The 15,417-nt window shown below is 56.6% G+C and carries 14 protein-coding genes; 6 read left to right on the top strand and 8 right to left on the bottom strand.

The genetic code is table 11. The features are described 5' to 3' along the window. Positions 1–3: 3 nt before the first annotated feature. From DHN60_RS19825 to DHN60_RS19805, 5 genes are all read right to left on the bottom strand, one after another. Positions 4–1,701, bottom strand: a complete 1,698-nt coding sequence (locus DHN60_RS19825) for an ABC transporter ATP-binding protein (RefSeq protein WP_199913707.1) — start codon at positions 1,699–1,701, stop codon at positions 4–6. Positions 1,702–1,706: 5 nt separating this feature from the next. Continuing rightward, positions 1,707–2,786 (bottom strand): ABC transporter permease, encoded by a 1,080-nt coding sequence (locus DHN60_RS19820; RefSeq protein ID WP_108839078.1) that lies wholly within the window; start codon positions 2,784–2,786, stop codon positions 1,707–1,709. A gap of 182 nt (positions 2,787–2,968) precedes the next feature. Continuing rightward, entirely contained in the window at positions 2,969–4,339 is a 1,371-nt protein-coding gene (locus DHN60_RS19815; protein WP_108839052.1) for a CmpA/NrtA family ABC transporter substrate-binding protein, read from the bottom strand. A 237-nt stretch (positions 4,340–4,576) separates the two neighbouring features. Beyond that, entirely contained in the window at positions 4,577–5,749 is a 1,173-nt protein-coding gene (locus DHN60_RS19810) for a CmpA/NrtA family ABC transporter substrate-binding protein (protein WP_108839051.1), read from the bottom strand. Continuing rightward, entirely contained in the window at positions 5,746–6,330 is a 585-nt protein-coding gene (locus tag DHN60_RS19805; RefSeq protein ID WP_108839077.1) for an ANTAR domain-containing response regulator, read from the bottom strand. The genes DHN60_RS19810 and DHN60_RS19805 overlap by 4 nt, the downstream gene beginning before the upstream one ends. Before the next feature lie 202 nt (positions 6,331–6,532). On the opposite strand from DHN60_RS19805, the gene DHN60_RS19800 reads away from it, so the two are divergent. The 5 genes from DHN60_RS19800 to DHN60_RS19780 all read left to right on the top strand — a co-directional run bounded on the left by DHN60_RS19800 (position 6,533) and on the right by DHN60_RS19780 (position 11,120). Next, positions 6,533–7,738: an FAD-binding oxidoreductase gene (locus tag DHN60_RS19800; RefSeq protein WP_199913706.1), complete on the top strand. Its 1,206-nt coding sequence runs from the start codon at positions 6,533–6,535 to the stop codon at positions 7,736–7,738. A gap of 16 nt (positions 7,739–7,754) precedes the next feature. Continuing rightward, the gene (locus DHN60_RS19795; RefSeq protein WP_108839049.1) at positions 7,755–8,582 is read left to right on the top strand and encodes an NAD(P)-dependent oxidoreductase; all 828 of its coding nucleotides are present in this window, start codon (positions 7,755–7,757) and stop codon (positions 8,580–8,582) included. Beyond that, complete coding sequence (locus DHN60_RS19790; RefSeq protein WP_108839048.1) at positions 8,582–9,556, top strand: membrane dipeptidase; 975 nt, start codon at positions 8,582–8,584, stop codon at positions 9,554–9,556. The genes DHN60_RS19795 and DHN60_RS19790 overlap by 1 nt, the downstream gene beginning before the upstream one ends. Positions 9,557–9,630: 74 nt before the next feature. Then, the gene (locus tag DHN60_RS19785) at positions 9,631–10,575 is read left to right on the top strand and encodes an NAD(P)-dependent oxidoreductase (RefSeq protein ID WP_108839047.1); all 945 of its coding nucleotides are present in this window, start codon (positions 9,631–9,633) and stop codon (positions 10,573–10,575) included. Between the two features lie 53 nt (positions 10,576–10,628). Then, positions 10,629–11,120 carry a hypothetical protein gene (locus DHN60_RS19780; protein ID WP_108839046.1) on the top strand — a complete coding sequence of 164 codons (492 nt, stop codon included), beginning with the start codon at positions 10,629–10,631 and terminating at the stop codon, positions 11,118–11,120. 8 nt (positions 11,121–11,128) lie between these two features. On the opposite strand, the gene DHN60_RS19775 is transcribed toward DHN60_RS19780, so the two are convergent. From DHN60_RS19775 to DHN60_RS19765, 3 genes are read right to left on the bottom strand one after another with little or no spacing between them, the layout of a single operon-like run. Then, the gene (locus DHN60_RS19775) at positions 11,129–11,686 is read right to left on the bottom strand and encodes a TadE/TadG family type IV pilus assembly protein (protein ID WP_108839045.1); all 558 of its coding nucleotides are present in this window, start codon (positions 11,684–11,686) and stop codon (positions 11,129–11,131) included. Continuing rightward, a complete protein-coding gene (locus tag DHN60_RS19770; RefSeq protein WP_108839044.1) occupies positions 11,686–12,222 on the bottom strand; it encodes a TadE/TadG family type IV pilus assembly protein in 537 nt (178 codons plus the stop codon). Before DHN60_RS19770 ends, DHN60_RS19775 begins: the two co-directional genes overlap by 1 nt. After that, positions 12,219–13,595, bottom strand: coding sequence for a TadE/TadG family type IV pilus assembly protein (locus DHN60_RS19765; RefSeq protein WP_234423720.1), 1,377 nt, complete (start codon positions 13,593–13,595; stop codon positions 12,219–12,221). Before DHN60_RS19765 ends, DHN60_RS19770 begins: the two co-directional genes overlap by 4 nt. Positions 13,596–13,935: 340 nt before the next feature. Between DHN60_RS19765 and DHN60_RS19760 the strand changes: the two genes are divergently transcribed. After that, complete coding sequence (locus DHN60_RS19760) at positions 13,936–15,366, top strand: Glu/Leu/Phe/Val dehydrogenase (RefSeq protein ID WP_108839042.1); 1,431 nt, start codon at positions 13,936–13,938, stop codon at positions 15,364–15,366. The last annotated feature ends 51 nt before the right edge of the window (positions 15,367–15,417 follow it).

Here is a 15,417-nt window from a genome sequence, read left to right as displayed (position 1 = left end):
ACCTTACTCCGCTGCTATCGCTGAAGGTTTGGATTTGGGACTACCACCAGATGTCGGAGACTTGGGTTTTGCCCCGTGCTCGTATTCCTCAAGGAAATCGAGCACGTCCTGCCGGTAGTTGTAGTAGTCGGGGTGCTCGAGCAGCGCCTTGCGCGTGCGCGGGCGCGGCAGGTCAACGTCCACAATCTTGCCGATGGTGGCTTGAGGTCCGTTGGTCATCATCACCACGCGGTCAGCCAGCAAAATCGCCTCGTCTACGTCATGGGTGACGCAAATGGCAGTGACCTTGGTGCGGGACCACACCTCCATCAGCACCTCTTGCAACTCCCAGCGGGTGAGGCTGTCGAGCATCCCAAATGGTTCATCGAGCAACAGCAACTTGGGCGAAAGAGCAAAAGCGCGGGCAATGCCGACACGCTGTTTCATCCCGTTGGACAGGCTGTCAGCCTGCTTGTCCATGGCGTCGGCCAAGCCCACCCGCTCAAGGTAGTAATCGACAACATCCTGCCGCTCAGCCCGGCTGGCAGAGGGGTAAACCTTATCCACCCCAATCGCCACATTTTCGCGGGCCGAAAGCCATGGGAACAAATTGGGCGATTGAAACACGACGGCGCGTTCCGGATCCGCGCCTTCCACGTGACGGCCATCCAACTTGATCGCACCCTTTGAAATCTCGTTCAGACCAGCAGCCATTGTCAGCACGGTGGACTTACCACAGCCCGAGTGGCCGATCAGCGAAATGAATTCGCCCTTGTTGATCTTCAGATCGAAATCCTCAACCACGGTCAGTGGGCCCTTGGGGGTCGGATAGACCTTGTGAAGCATCGAGAAATCGAGGAACCGGTTTTCGATCATGCCCTTTTGGGCATCAACAACGGCATTTGGCACACCGTGGATCGGGGTCACATCGGGCAGTATCTTGCTGCCTTCGATCTTGGCCTCAATCCCCACATCCATCAGGTATTTGGTCACATCCGCGCGCAGGCGCTTGAAGGCGTCATTGTGGTTCATCTCCATCCGGTCGCGTGGGCGCGGGATCGTAACCTTGAATTCCTGTCCCAAGGTGCCGTCCGGGTTCAGCGCAATGATGCGGTCGGCCAGAATAATAGCTTCATCGACGTCATTGGTGATCAGCACACAGGTCTTTTTGTCCGCTTCCCAGATGTGCTCGATCTCGTCCGCAAGATTGGCGCGGGTGAGGGCATCGAGGGCTGACAACGGCTCGTCCAGCAGCAACATTTCGGGGTTCATGGCCAAGGCGCGGGCGACGTTAACGCGTTGACGCATGCCACCGGACAGTTCCGCTGGACGGCGCGTTGCAGCGTGGGACAGACCAACCATGTTCACATAGTGATCAACCTTTGCCGCGCGCTGTGCCTTGCTCAACCCACCGTGCACTGTGTCCACAGCCAGACGCACATTGCCGTTTACCGTTAGCCAGGGCATCAGCGAATAGCTTTGAAAGATCACGCCGCGTTCAGGGCCGGGGCCGGTGACAGGGGCACCCTTAAAGGTCACAGCTCCGGATGTCGGCGTATCCAGTCCGGCCATCAGGTTGATCAGCGTGGTCTTACCTGACCCTGAGAAACCCAGCAGGACAAGAAATTCACCCTCCTGAACCTTAAGGCTGATGTTCTTCAGCACGTCCGTGCGGTGAGTACCCGAGCCGTAAGATTTGGAAACGTTGTCAAAAACAATCATGTCGGTCACCGGTTGTTCGTGAAGGTGAACATGGACTGGATGGCGTACATCAGACGGTCCAGGAGGAAGCCGATGATGCCGATGGTAAAGACAGCCACCATGATCTTGGCGAGGCTTTGAGAACTTCCGTTCTGGAATTCGTCCCAAACGAATTTGCCCAGACCGGGGTTCTGCGCCAGCATCTCAGCGGCAATCAAAACCATCCAACCCACACCCAAGGAAAGACGCAGGCCTGTAAAGATTAGCGGCAGGGCCGACGGCAGCACCAGTTTGGTCACCTTGGTCCATGTGTTCATTTTCAGAACTTTGGAGACACTGACGAGGTCTTTGTCGATGCTCGACACACCCAATGTCGTGTTGATCAGTGTGGGCCACAGCGAACACAAGGTCACCGTGATGGCAGAGTTGAGAAACGATTTTGCGAACCAGCCGTCGCTCGCATAGGTCGCAGAAACAACCATTGTCACGATCGGCAGCCAAGCCAGTGGTGAGACGGGTTTGAAAATCTGGATCAGCGGGTTGATGGCCGCGCTCACAATCGGGCTCAGGCCCGCCGCGATACCCAGTGGAATCGCGATGACTGACGCAAGAAGAAAGCCGAAGAATACCGTCTTAATCGAGGTCCAGATTTGATCATAATAGGTCGGCTTACCGGTATAGATGCGTTCCTTGACCCGGTCCTCTTTCCCCTCAGCGATTAGCTTGGCATTGCGCTCATCCTGGCGGACATAGAATGCTGCTTCTTTTTCGCGTTCACGAATGGCGTCATCGTTTAGGTTGCCGACCTGCTCCCACACCTGCACAGGGCCGGGGATAGCGCCCAAAGATGTCTGGACCGTCGGGGCCAGCGCAGCCCAGGCCGCCAGAAACAGGCCGATGGCAAGTAACGGAATGCCAAGCAGACGCCAAATCTCTTTGCCTTGGGCGCGCGGGTTGTCGCCAGCGGCGGCTCGCAGAACTGGCGTCAGCCACGCTAAGCCCAGAACCTGAAACCATTTGTCCGCCGTATTGATGCGGGTAAAGAAACGCTGGCGGCGGACCTCACGTGCGTCGTCCTTAAGGTCGGATGGGTCAATGGCGGTCATGTCAGGTGTCTCCTGGCTCTGATGTCTGGCGCGGTCCGGCGGGGGAAGGCCGGGAAAACTGGCGATGCTGCGCTGCACGTCAAGTGAACAGGTTGTGCGCGCGCGGTGCGTCGGGTTTGATGGGTTGCTTTGCGGCGGTGCGGCGCAAGGTGGGCATGCTGCCCACCTCCCTTTGTTCTGGCCTAACCTTCGACTTTATTGCCGACGACCTTCTGTTCTCCCTTCAGGCCGATCGGCAGGCTTTCGAGGTAAGCGTTGGGCGCTTTGCCGTCATAGGCAATGCCGTCGATGATATCCTCGGCAGGGGTCGCCGCTTTGAAACCATCGCTGTTCCAGGGGAAGTCCGCCTCGTTGGCCAGACCTTCGTCTACCAGCATGCGCGCGGCTTCCAGATAGATGGTGGGTTTGTACACTTCGGCCGCCGTGTCGAAATACCACTGGTCAGATTTCGCTTCAGCAATCTGACCCCAGCGACGCATCTGCGTCAGGTACCAGATGGCGTCCGAATAAAACGGGTAGGTGGCGTTGTAGCGGAAGAACACGTTGAAGTCCGGGGCGGGGCGGCGGTCGCCTTTTTCGAATTCAAAGAAGCCTGTCATCGAATTTGCGATCACTTCGTAATCCGCGCCCACATATTCCGACCGGGACAGGATTTCGACAGCTTCCTCACGGTTGGCGTTGTCGTTCTCATCCAGCCATATGGCAGCCCGGATCAGCGCTTTGGTGATGGCAAGCGTCGTGTTCGGGTTCTCTTCGGCAAACTCTGCGTTGATGCCAAACACCTTCTCAGGGTTGTTCTTCCACATGTCATAGTCGGTGATAACGGGCACGCCGATGCCTTTGAACACGGCCTGCTGGTTCCATGGCTCGCCCACGGCGTATCCATAAATTGTGCCCGCTTCCATTGTGGCTGGCATTTGTGGGGGCGGGGTCACGCTCAACAGGACGTCCGCGCCGATTTGACCGGACACATCTTCGGGGCTGTAAAAGCCGGGCTCAAGCCCACCAGCAGCCAGCCAGTAGCGGATTTCGTAGTTATGTGTAGAGACAGGGAATACCATGCCCATGTTGAAGGGTAGGCCTTGGTCTTTGTAATCTTCAACCACAGGTGCCAGCGCTTCGGCACTGATCGGATGCTGCGGACGGCCATCATCCATCAGCGGCACGTGTGGCTTCATCTCTTCCCAGATTTCATTGGAAACGGTGATGCCGTTGCCATTCAGGTCCATAGAGAAGGGCGTGATGATATGTGCTTTGGTGCCGTATCCGATGGTCGCGGCCAGTGGTTGTCCCGCCAGCATGTGCGCGCCGTCCAGCTGGCCGTCGATGACACCGTCCAGCAAAACCTTCCAGTTGGCTTGCGCCTCAAGGGTAACAAACAACCCCTCATCTTCGAAGTAACCGTTCTCATATGCGATGGCGAGCGGTGCCATATCCGTCAGTTTGATAAATCCAAACGTCAGCTCGTCCTTTTCCAGATCAAGCAGTTCGGCATGTGCCACCGACCCCAAAAGGGCAGCAACAGTTCCAACAGCAGTCAGTAGTCGTGGCATAGTTTTTTCCTTGATAAAAACGAAAAAAGCCGCCCGATCCGGACGCGAGGGAGGAGGAACGCGTTACCCGGGTCGAGCGGCTTTGCTCTTGATTTAAGAGCCTCCTACTGTGGAGGCGGTGAGAAGCAGCTTTGCTTCGTTGGATTGAATGTAGCGTGCCCTAAAGTTTGCGGACAACAAGGTTTTGGTGTTTTAACGAAATTTTATTCTGCAATGCAGCATTTGCTCAAAAATTCATCACTCTAAAGGCGTGAAATCATAGATTTTGCCGTCAAAGAAAGCATCTGGCCCAAGAATCATCTGACCCTTCGTGGACGCTACGGCTGTGGAATGCGCCAGCGCTCCCTCAACTTTGGCCGATGCACCCGGCATATCGACGCCCAATGGCCCCAAATGCATACGGTAAGAATCGGGCCGCATCGTACTTTGGGCGACTTCGATGGCGTGAGAACGGTCGATGCCAGAAAGGTGGCTGATCTGCTCTCCGATCCACGCCGCCTGACTGCGCCATGGGAAGTTTGTGGCACGGTCATAGAACCGTACAAAGTCGGGGACGTGCACAGGCGGACCACCGGCGCGCGTTGCAAACCTGCCGGTCAGAGCATGCTCCACTGCGGAAACAGGCAGGCTCAGGTGCGCGCTGCGCTCAAGGATTTCGATGGCCAGCACCCGGTTTTCGGGCTGGTCGAGCCAGCGTGCCGCGCGTGATACGGCCCGCATCAGACCGGATACTGAAGCTGCATTGTCATCGATCCAAACGCGCCGGGCAGCGAGGACCTTTTCTGGTGCCTGCGCCCAGATAGCCACGCCAGGCAGGATCAATTCGCCGACACCTGCGTTGACAGCTACAGAACCCCACGGCTCTCCGACGCAAAACACATCCAACTCGCCTGAGGAAACGGCGTCCGCCATCAAGGGTGGTGGCGTCGTTATGATCTGCATGTCCGAGGCCCCGCCTGAATGCCTGATCCAGTACTCAAACAGCAATCGGTGCATCGAAAAGGGAAAAGGAACGCCCACCCGCAAAGGCCGGTTCAACGCGGCGAGCATGGGTGGAGCGGTGGCCTCGGGATTGTCAAAACCGCCATGCCACCCCTTGGCGCGCATTGCGTCCGCCATCATCGACGACACACCGATCACCGTCCCGTTGGCCGACAGCACCATCAGCGCGTCTACTTGCGCCGGTGGTCCGCTCAGGCCCAGAGACATGGCCGTCGGCATGGGCGACAACATATGCGCGACATTCAGATGCCCCAGCGCCAGTAAATCGCGCAGCGCCGCCCAAGAGGGTTGCGGCAACAGGTTCAGTTCGATCCCCTCATCCGCTGCAAACCGCAACTCTTGCGCGACGATCAGCGGGGCGCTGTCCACCAGAGGGACATAGCCGCAGTTCAAAACTGTCGTGCTCATGACAGCAGGTCCGACGCCGTCAGCAAGGCTTGGGCGACATCAATTACCTTGCGATTTTGGGACATCGCCGTTTTGCGCAAGAGGGCATATGCCTCTTCCTCACCAATTCCACGCGCGCGCATTATCATACCCTTGGCGCGATCAACCGTTTTGCGGTCGGCCAATGCCTGTTTTGCGGCCTCCAGTTCCAGTCGCATCTGACTCATCATCTTGAACCGCGCGATGGCAGTCTTCAGCACTGGCCTTATCCGCTCAGGTTGCAATGCGCCGACCACATATGCCGACAGGCCCGCAGTTACGGCGGCTTGGGTCATCTCGTCATCAGAATGGTCCACAAACATAGCCACGGGTCGGCTTTGCGCGTCCGACGCAACGCTGATCTGTTCAAGCGCGTCGCGGCTGGGATTGGCCAGATCAATCAGAACAAGGTCAGGGTTCAACGCACTCAGCTTGCGTGCCAACCCAATGACATCGCCCAAGACGACGACATCTTCCCAACCGTCTTCGGTGAGCGCATCAATAATTTCGCGCGCACGCGCCGGGTCGGATTCGACAACTGCAATTTTCATGTCACTGGCCACAACCGTCGGTCCGACAGACGACGTGCGCTGCCAACGGCGGCATGTCATTTTGGGCTGTATTTGGCTGTGGGCTGCTCACAAAAAGATGTAAGTTCGGGCATGCTGCCTGATTGTTGGGCGCATTGAAAATCGCATCTGGTGTACGATACTTTTTACCCTCAAGGTGCGCAGGACGAACAAAACCTTGGACAGGCAGATGCAGATGGCAGCACCCAAACAAGACTCTTATGATGTCGTCATTATCGGTGGCGCGATGATGGGCTCATCCACGGCTTGGTTTTTGACCAATACGCCCGACTTTGACGGCTCTGTTCTCGTGATCGAGCGGGACATGAGCTATGCCAACTGCTCCACCGCCCACACCAACAGTTGCATCCGCCAGCAGTTTTCGACCGACCTCAATGTGCGCATCAGCCAGTTCGGAGCGGAGTTCATTCAGAACGCACGCCAACACATGGGCGGGGATGACCGCATGCCGGATCTCCAAATTCGCAATTTTGGCTATATGTATCTGGCCGACACGGACACCTTCGCCGACACCTTGCGCAGCAATGCCAAGGTGCAACATGCCGCAGGCACGCCGACGCAATTGCTGTCCCCGGATGAGATCAAGGCGGCCTATCCCTTCTACAACGTCGATGACATCGTGCTGGGATCGATCAACACCCAAAATGAAGGGTATTTTGATGGCGCTGCGATCTTTGACTCGTGGCGCAGGCAAGCGCGAGAGCAGGGCGTGGAATATGTTGAGAATGAAGTCGTCAATATAACGGTGAACGCCGCAGGCACCCGGGTGGACAGCGTGACGCTGGCCAGTGGGGAAGTCATCGCGTGCGGGCAAGTGGTCAACGCTTCGGGGCCAAGGGCCGCGCGGACGGCTCAGATGGCGGGCATCAGCGTTCCGGTCGAACCGCGCAAACGGTTCAGCTGGGTATTCTCGGCCCAGAATCCGCTGGACCGCGACCTGCCGCTGACAATTGATCCCTCCGGTGTGCATGTACGCGAGAATGGTGGTGGTACCTATCAATGCGGTGGGCACGCGGATGTTGATCCTGCTGTTGATCTGGACGATTTTGTGATGGATCACAGCCTGTTTGAAACACACGTCTGGCCGATCCTCGCCACGCGCATCCCCCAGTTTGAGGCGATCAAGGTGACCAGTGAATGGGCCGGGCACTACGCCACCAACACATTGGACCACAACGCGATCACTGGCCCTCATCCCGAAATAAGCAATTTCATCTTTCTGAACGGTTTCTCCGGGCATGGGCTACAGCAGTCACCCGCGATGGGGCGAGGGACTGCCGAATGGTTGACTCATGGTGCCTATCGCACGCTGGACCTTACACCATTCCACTATGACCGGGTTGTGCAAAGCCGCCCGATCCTTGAAAAAGCAGTGATCTGAGAAAAAGGGCGTACAAATGAAGAAACTGGTTCTGACAGGTGCCGCAGGCAGCCTTGGGTCGCGTCTGCGTCCGGTTTTGGCGGCGATGTGTGATGAGTTGGTATCGACGGATATCGTGGACAGCGTCGAAGAACTGGCCGCCAACGAGACCTATGTAAAAGCTGACATCGCGGATATGGGCGCCGTCGCCCCCCTTCTGGAAGGGGCCGATATGGTCATTCATTTTGGTGCCGTCGTCGATGAAAAACCATTCGAAGAGTTGCTCGGCCCGAACTTTGTCGGGGCCTATAACGTTTGGGAGGCCGCATATCGCCACGGAGTGCGCCGCGTCGTTTATGCGTCGTCGATCCACGCGGTTGGCATGTATCCCAAGAACGAACACATTGGCATCGACGTGCCGCACCGCCCCGACACCTTCTACGGGCTGGCCAAGTGCTTTGCCGAAGATCTGGGCCGGATGTACTGGGAAAAGCGCGGGATCGAATCCGTTTGCCTGCGTATTTATTCCTGCGCAGATGTCACCAACCCGCGTGCAGTGGGCAGTTGGCTGAGCTACCCCGACATGATCCGCCTGGTGAAACGCGCCATCGACACGCCGATCACAGGGTTTTCAATCATCTACGGCATCTCGGACAATGACCGTGCACCGGTGGACAACACAGGTGCGGCGCATTTGGGCTACCGTCCTCAAGACAATGCCGAACAGTTCGCCGAAGAGATTTACGCGAATTCAGACCCGCTTGATCCACAAAACCCGTCGCATTACCGCCACGGCGGCCCGTTTGCCGGGATCGAACTGGGCAAAAGCGCGATGTCAGCACTGAACCTGAAAAAAGACGACTAATGCGGATCGACAACCTGCAATACTGCAACTGGTCGGAAAAGATATTTCGTCAGATGCGCGAGGGTGCTGTCGACGCGGTTCATGCCACCATCGCCTATCACGAGAATTTCCGCGAAACCGTGCTGAACTTTGAGGCTTGGAACCGCTGGTTTGAACTCTACCCTGACCTGATCACCAAAGGGCTGGTGGCCAGCGACATAGACGCTGCCAAAGCGGCTGGAAAAACAGCGATCTTCTTTGGCTTTCAAAACCCCAGCCCAATTGAAGACGACATTGGGCTGGTTGAAATCGTACACACATTGGGTGCGCGGTTTATGCAGTTGACCTACAACAACCAGTCTTTGCTGGCGACCGGGTGTTATGAGGCAGAGGATACAGGCATTACCCGTATGGGTCGTCAGGTGATCAAGGAAATGAACCGGGTTGGGCTTGTGGTGGATATGAGCCACTCGGCGGATCGCTCGACCATTGAGGCGGCAGATATCTCGGAACGGCCCATCGCGATCACCCACGCCAACCCTAACGACTGGCATCCCGCGTTGCGTAACAAGCGAGATGATGTGATCCGTGCGGTTACTGAAAACGGCGGGATGTTGGGCTTTTCCCTCTACCCGCATCACCTCAAGGACGGGTCAGGCTGCACATTGCAAAGCTTTTGCGAAGCAGTGGCGCGAACGGCAGAAACCTACGGCACTGACCGTATCGGGATCGGGTCGGACCTGTGCCAAGACCAACCGGATAGCGTCGTTGAATGGATGCGTGTGGGTCGATGGAGCAAAGAGATCGACTACGGCGAAGGCTCTGCCAGTGCGCCGGGCTTTCCGCCACAGCCAGATTGGTTCCGCGACAACCGTGACTTTGGCAACATTGAAGACGGGCTGCGCGCCGTTGGCATGGATGCAGAAGACGTGTCAGGAATTATGGGCGGCAATTGGTATCGCTTTTATTCCGAGAATTTTTCGCCACGTCCCTAAGCGGCGTCGCAAACAGAACGGACAAGGCAAGCCTGTCTCAGTTGTCTGGCGAAAAGACACAAAGGAACACTCCCATGAAAATCGGATTTATCGGGCTCGGCAACGTTGGTGGTAAACTGTCGGGCAGCTTGCTGCGCAACGGGCATGACGTTGCTGTGCATGACCTCAATGCGGACTTCGTCGCGCAAAAAGTCGCGGATGGGGCCACTGACGGCCAAAGCCCGGCCCATCTGATGCAGACCTGCGATGCAGTCATCACCTGCCTGCCCAGCCCAGCTGCGTCGGCTGCAGTGATGGAGGAAATGCTACCTCATGTTGGTCCTGGGAAAATCTGGATGGAAATGTCCACGACAGACGAGGCTGAAGTCAAACGCATCGCTGCCCAAGTCATCGCAGCAGGCGGGGCTGCGGTCGATTGCCCTGTTTCTGGCGGGTGTCACCGTGCAGACACCGGCAACATCGCGATTTTTGCAGGCTGTGACCGTCCCACATTCGAACGCATCCTACCGTTGCTGACAACCATGGGTCGCCGCGTGCTGCACACAGGTGATTTGGGCAGTGCGTCGGTGCTGAAAGTGCTGACGAACTTCCTTGCCACTGCCAATCTGGTCAGCGTGGCCGAGGCCCTGACCGTCGCCAAGGGCGCAGGCATGGACCTTGGAGTGGCCTATGAGGCGATGGCAATCAGTTCGGGCACTTCGTTTGTGCATGAAACCGAAGGACAGGTGATCCTAAACGGCAGCCGCGACATTTCTTTCACCATGGATCTGGTGGCCAAAGACATTGGTCTGTTTCAGGACGTGGCAGACCGGGCCGGGGTGCCGCTGGAGCTTAACCCCCTGCTGATCGAAATCTTTCAGGATGGAATTGCGCGATTTGGACCGCGTGAATTGTCGCCGAACATCATCAAACGGCTCGAAGAGGCGACCGGCCTTGATGTCACCGCGCCGGGCTTTCCATCGGAAATGGTCGATGACGAGCCCGAAGAAGTGGGTGGCGAAGTCATCGTGCGGCGATGACAGAGCCAAGGATAGCCCTTGTGAGCAGGCAAACCGCGGGCTAGGTGCGTCAGATGCTGAACGATCAAGACCCAAACACAGTCCTTGCCACCATAACCGCCTCTCCCGGGCGGCGCATTTTAGGCATCGGTTCGTTGTGGATACTGTCTTTGATGGTGATCTATGTCGCCATCGTGCAACCCCCTGAATTGGGTTGGCAGCTGTTCCTGTTCGTGCTGGGCGGCGGGTCAATCTGGATTGCCGAACTGATGCGGCGTGCGACGGCTGTCACCCTTGAACTGACGCGCGAAGAATTGCGTGACTCTATGGGCGTGGTTCTGGCGCGCATCGACGAGGTCACGGGGCTGGATCGTGGTATGTTCGCTTTTAAACCGTCAAACGGTTTCCTGTTGCGACTAGACAATAAAAAGCCCAGAGCATGGCGCCCCGGGCTTTGGTGGTCTTTGGGTTCGCGGATCGGGGTCGGCGGCATGACCCCGGCACATGAGGCCAAATTTATGGCCGAGATTATAGCCAGTCTGCTAGCTGAGCGCGGTATAGACTGACCCGTAAGTTAGGATGATCCGTCATCCCACAGAACTTGTGGTGCATAGCGCGGCCGCGTGAAAACAAAGTTGTGGATTTCGCGCGTTTGCAGACCTGTGTTGAATGGCGGGTCGTAATTCACGAACGTCTCAACAACCACAACGGTTTCATTGTCAGGCATGACCGGGAGATCCTCACTCAAAGCCTGAATGGCGTCGTCGCTCAACGCTGGCATCCAGCCTTTGTTCTGTGACCAGTATTTCTTGTACTCGTCCGTGTCGGCGTCATAGGTCACACTGGTGACGCGCAAGGCCACGTCAGTGTCTTCGTTTGCCGTCAAGTAGGCCAGCATTTCCCGAGATCCATCGAGATACCCGTCATCAATGGGGGCTGTTTCGCGCGAGATAACGTCGCCGAGCGTGTAGGCCGCTTTTTGATTTAGCGAGTGTTGGCGATAGGCGTCAAATATCGAGAACATCGACAGATAACCCCAGAACAGAACGGGCAAGATCAATACGAGTTCGACTGAGATGCTGCCCTGTTCGTCCTTACGGAACGAGCGAAAAAAGTCGCGCATGAGGGTCATTATCCTGGCTCCTGTACAAATCCGGACAGCGACACCATTTGGGCGCGGCCGGTTCCGTCCTTGGTAAAGGCGTAGCCCATTCCCGTGGTTGGGAAGACGGGTTTGAATACATAGCATGCGCGCAACAGCATCAGCTGGTGTTCAGCACCATGTACGAACGAACGGGATGGTGTGACCGGTTGGGACACATCCGCGCAATCGGCGGAGCCTGCAAAGCCAGTGAACGAACGTGGGTTGATCGGGTTCATCTCTAGCTTGAGTGCGTTGTCGCAATCCGTCAGGAAACCAGCAAAGTCACAGACCATCTGTTTTACGTCGCTGTGCGTATAGTTGGCCCCAGTGTTCAGGCGCACATTGCGCACGGCCATGTCCAACCCACGGTCCAGAAAGTTCTGGCGCAGCGAATATATGCCCATTTCGACCGACGTCATGAAGAGCGTGAAGAGAAGGGGCACGGCGAGGGCGAATTCGACCATCATCTGCCCGTCTTCCTTGCGCCCAAAGCGGCGCAGGAATTTTGTGGCGTTGCGGATCATTGTGTCAGCCTCAGTTGGTTGATTTGTTTGGCGATGGATTCAAAGGCATCGCTGATCTCCACACCTTCCACTCGGAAGAAGTGGCTTGGGGACGAGGCGCAGTTTTCCATCACGCCAGCGGAGTGGTTCGTGACCTCAAAGCCGATGGACCACACAACAATCCCTTGGTCTTTGGCAGCATCACAGATGTTTTCCAGCATATCGTCGGCTTGGGCAGACGTGTATTTGGTGTAGCGCCAGTTACTCCAGCTGCCTCCAACATAGTTGTTGAGGTACCAATACAATGGGTAGCGCGACCAGTGCACATAGTGGCTTGCCTGGGCGTAGTACCAAGGTTGGATGCGAACTGTATTAACGTTCTCACCATCCGTCATCAGAATGACAGTCTTGAGTGTTTCAACATCGTCGTAGGCGGCCGGGCGGTTCGAGAAGTTCGCATCGATCCGATTGTCCAGCGACAACGCCTGTGTGATTGGCTTGAAGCTGGGGTCAAGCAGGGCGACGCCCCATTTCATACCCAGATGGATCGAGGTGTTCGCGCGCGCGCGATATTGGTCGATCCGGCCCTTAAGCAGGTCGGCATCCTGCGTGTAGGCTAGGATTTCTTCAAAATCCTGCTCGGGGCAACCAGGGTTGTCGATCGGGTATGAATAGCCAGAGCTTGCCTCAAAGTGCTGCATTTGCTCGTAGGCCTTGCCGAAATCGAGGGCGGTCGAGTTAAAGTCTTCGATCTCAAAGTCCACACAGTACGAAAAGTCATGCACATGGTTGGTCTGCAGTTCGTCAAAGATTGGGAAACCAGCGTTCACTTGTGCCGTGTAGGGGATCAACGACATGGAAATCAGGTTTTCGGTTTCGTCACGGATTACGGTATCGACGAACGTCTTTGCTGCGTCCTGCAGGTTCTCCATTTTGCTGCTGGATCCCATCGAGCCCGATATGTCCAACACCATTGAAATTTCGACGTTTGCAACTTTTTCTTCGGCCTGGCCTTTGGCGGGCACGGTGAGTTCGTCGACGCCCATCAAACGCATGAACTGGGTGGGTGTTGTGGTTCTGGCTTGCACCGTCACCGTGCGGTAGTTCAGTCCTTCATCAACGGTCACAGATGTCAGGTATTCGGACATCCCCGCCTTTTCGAAATAGTCGTTTACGACCGCTTCTGGGTCCAGCGTCTGATCGAGGTCGGCAGCAGCCAGCACGGCCCGATCGACAGTGGCTTGCACCCGTGTGCGTTCCATTTCGTTGCGCATCAGGTCGACGCCGATGCCGCCGACAAGAAGCATCATCATCAACATCATGATGGCGAACATCGTCATCGTACCGCTCTCATCGCGCGCAAACCGTGTGGCGCTGCCTTTAAGCGCGGCCATGGATGCTGATCTCGAAGTCGTGTCCATACGCATGATACACCTTACCTGTTATACGATCTGTCGCCCCCGGGCGTGCTCGTCCAACTATCGGTGTGCGCTTTGAATGTGTCCGAATTCGGGCAAAAGGGCGAAAGCTGTGTGATCATTTAGATGCGATCGTGCGCAATCGGGTCGACAGCAAGGTATTGTTTACGAAGTGTTAACCCTTTGGCCTAACAGCCCAACCTATGCGGGTGTTTACACAATCTGCACAAAAAGTTGGCAGTAACATGCGGAACCGTCATAGTCTTATCGTAGGCCGCATTTCTGGCCATTTTGTGCTCAAACAAGGAATACTTCCATGAACACCCCAAAAGAGCCGACATTTCGCGAAAGCGTGGATATCATGTACAATCGCGCTGTTGCGCTGATGGATTTGTCCCCGGGACTCGAGGAAAAGATACGCGTCTGTAATGCCACCTATACTGTGCGCTTTGGGGTCCGCCTGAGGGGCGAGTTAAAGACGTTCACAGGATACCGCTCTGTGCACTCCGAACACATGGAACCGGTCAAGGGCGGCATTCGCTACGCAACAGGTGTCAATCAGGACGAGGTTGAGGCGCTTGCTGCGCTGATGACGTACAAATGCGCATTGGTTGAGGCCCCGTTTGGCGGTTCAAAAGGTGGTCTGTGCATCGACCCGCGCGAATATGACGAGAATGAGTTGGAGCTGATCACCCGCCGCTTTGCCTATGAGCTGATAAAACGAGACCTGATCAACCCGTCCCAAAACGTACCTGCGCCCGATATGGGCACCGGAGAGCGGGAGATGGCGTGGATCGCGGACCAGTACAAGCGGATGAACACCACGGATATCAACGGCACCGCTTGCGTTACAGGCAAGCCAACCAACGCAGGTGGTATTCAAGGCCGGACAGAAGCGACGGGGCGCGGTGTGCAATACGCGCTGCAAGAATTCTTTCGTGACGCCGACGGAGTGAAAAAAGCAGGTATGTCCGGCACTCTGGATGGCAAATCGGTTGTCGTGCAGGGCCTTGGCAACGTGGGCTATCACGCGGCCAAGTTCCTGAGCGAAGAAGATGGCTGCAAAATCGTTGGCATCATCGAAAGGGACGGCGCATTGACTGATCCAAATGGCCTGGACGTGGATGCCATTCGCCATTGGATCGCCGGCCATGGCGGAGTAGCCACCTATCCCGGAGCCACATATGTAGAAGATGGCGCGTCAGTCCTCGAACTGGACTGCGACATCCTGATCCCGGCGGCCCTTGAAGGAGTCATCAATCGTACAAACGCTGCACGGGTGACGGCGCCACTGATCATCGAGGCGGCCAATGGCCCAGTGACGGCGGGCGCGGATGAAATTTTGCGCGGCAAGGGCACAGTGATCATTCCGGACATGTATGCGAACGCCGGTGGTGTCACCGTGTCATACTTTGAGTGGGTCAAAAACCTGTCCCACATCCGCTTTGGCCGGATGCAGCGCCGTCAGGAAGAGGCCCGCCACCAGCTGATCATCGACGAACTCGAAAGGCTGAGTTCCGACAGCGGCATCGGTTGGGAGCTCAGCCCCAACTTTAAAACGAAGTACTTGCGCGGTGCGGGTGAATTGGAACTGGTCCGCTCAGGCCTCGATGACACGATGCGCACGGCCTATCAGTCGATGGCAAGTGTTTGGCACGAACGCGGGGACGTCGATGATTTGCGCACGGCTGCCTATCTGGTCGCCATCAGCAAGGTCGCAGACAGCTACCGCGCCAAAGGGCTCTAAACATGGACGAGGCCGGTTGATCGATCGGCCTCACTCTTCGGGTAACCCAGC

Source organism: Tateyamaria sp. Alg231-49, from assembly GCF_900143535.1.
In the GTDB taxonomy this organism is placed as follows: domain Bacteria; phylum Pseudomonadota; class Alphaproteobacteria; order Rhodobacterales; family Rhodobacteraceae; genus Tateyamaria.
This window is presented reverse-complemented; position numbering and strand designations above follow the sequence as displayed.

Bases quoted from the DNA above. Each gene is read 5' to 3' on its own strand.
- DHN60_RS19825 (WP_199913707.1), bottom strand. From the start codon at position 1,701: ATGATTGTTTTTGACAACGTTTCCAAATCTTACGGCTCGGGTACTCAC.
- DHN60_RS19820 (WP_108839078.1), bottom strand. From the start codon at position 2,786: ATGACCGCCATTGACCCATCCGACCTTAAGGACGACGCACGTGAGGTC.
- DHN60_RS19815 (WP_108839052.1), bottom strand. From the start codon at position 4,339: ATGCCACGACTACTGACTGCTGTTGGAACTGTTGCTGCCCTTTTGGGG.
- DHN60_RS19810 (WP_108839051.1), bottom strand. From the start codon at position 5,749: ATGAGCACGACAGTTTTGAACTGCGGCTATGTCCCTCTGGTGGACAGC.
- DHN60_RS19800 (WP_199913706.1), top strand. From the start codon at position 6,533: ATGGCAGCACCCAAACAAGACTCTTATGATGTCGTCATTATCGGTGGC.
- DHN60_RS19795 (WP_108839049.1), top strand. From the start codon at position 7,755: ATGAAGAAACTGGTTCTGACAGGTGCCGCAGGCAGCCTTGGGTCGCGT.
- DHN60_RS19790 (WP_108839048.1), top strand. From the start codon at position 8,582: ATGCGGATCGACAACCTGCAATACTGCAACTGGTCGGAAAAGATATTT.
- DHN60_RS19785 (WP_108839047.1), top strand. From the start codon at position 9,631: ATGAAAATCGGATTTATCGGGCTCGGCAACGTTGGTGGTAAACTGTCG.
- DHN60_RS19780 (WP_108839046.1), top strand. From the start codon at position 10,629: ATGCTGAACGATCAAGACCCAAACACAGTCCTTGCCACCATAACCGCC.
- DHN60_RS19775 (WP_108839045.1), bottom strand. From the start codon at position 11,686: ATGACCCTCATGCGCGACTTTTTTCGCTCGTTCCGTAAGGACGAACAG.
- DHN60_RS19770 (WP_108839044.1), bottom strand. From the start codon at position 12,222: ATGATCCGCAACGCCACAAAATTCCTGCGCCGCTTTGGGCGCAAGGAA.
- DHN60_RS19765 (WP_234423720.1), bottom strand. From the start codon at position 13,595: ATGGCCGCGCTTAAAGGCAGCGCCACACGGTTTGCGCGCGATGAGAGC.
- DHN60_RS19760 (WP_108839042.1), top strand. From the start codon at position 13,936: ATGAACACCCCAAAAGAGCCGACATTTCGCGAAAGCGTGGATATCATG.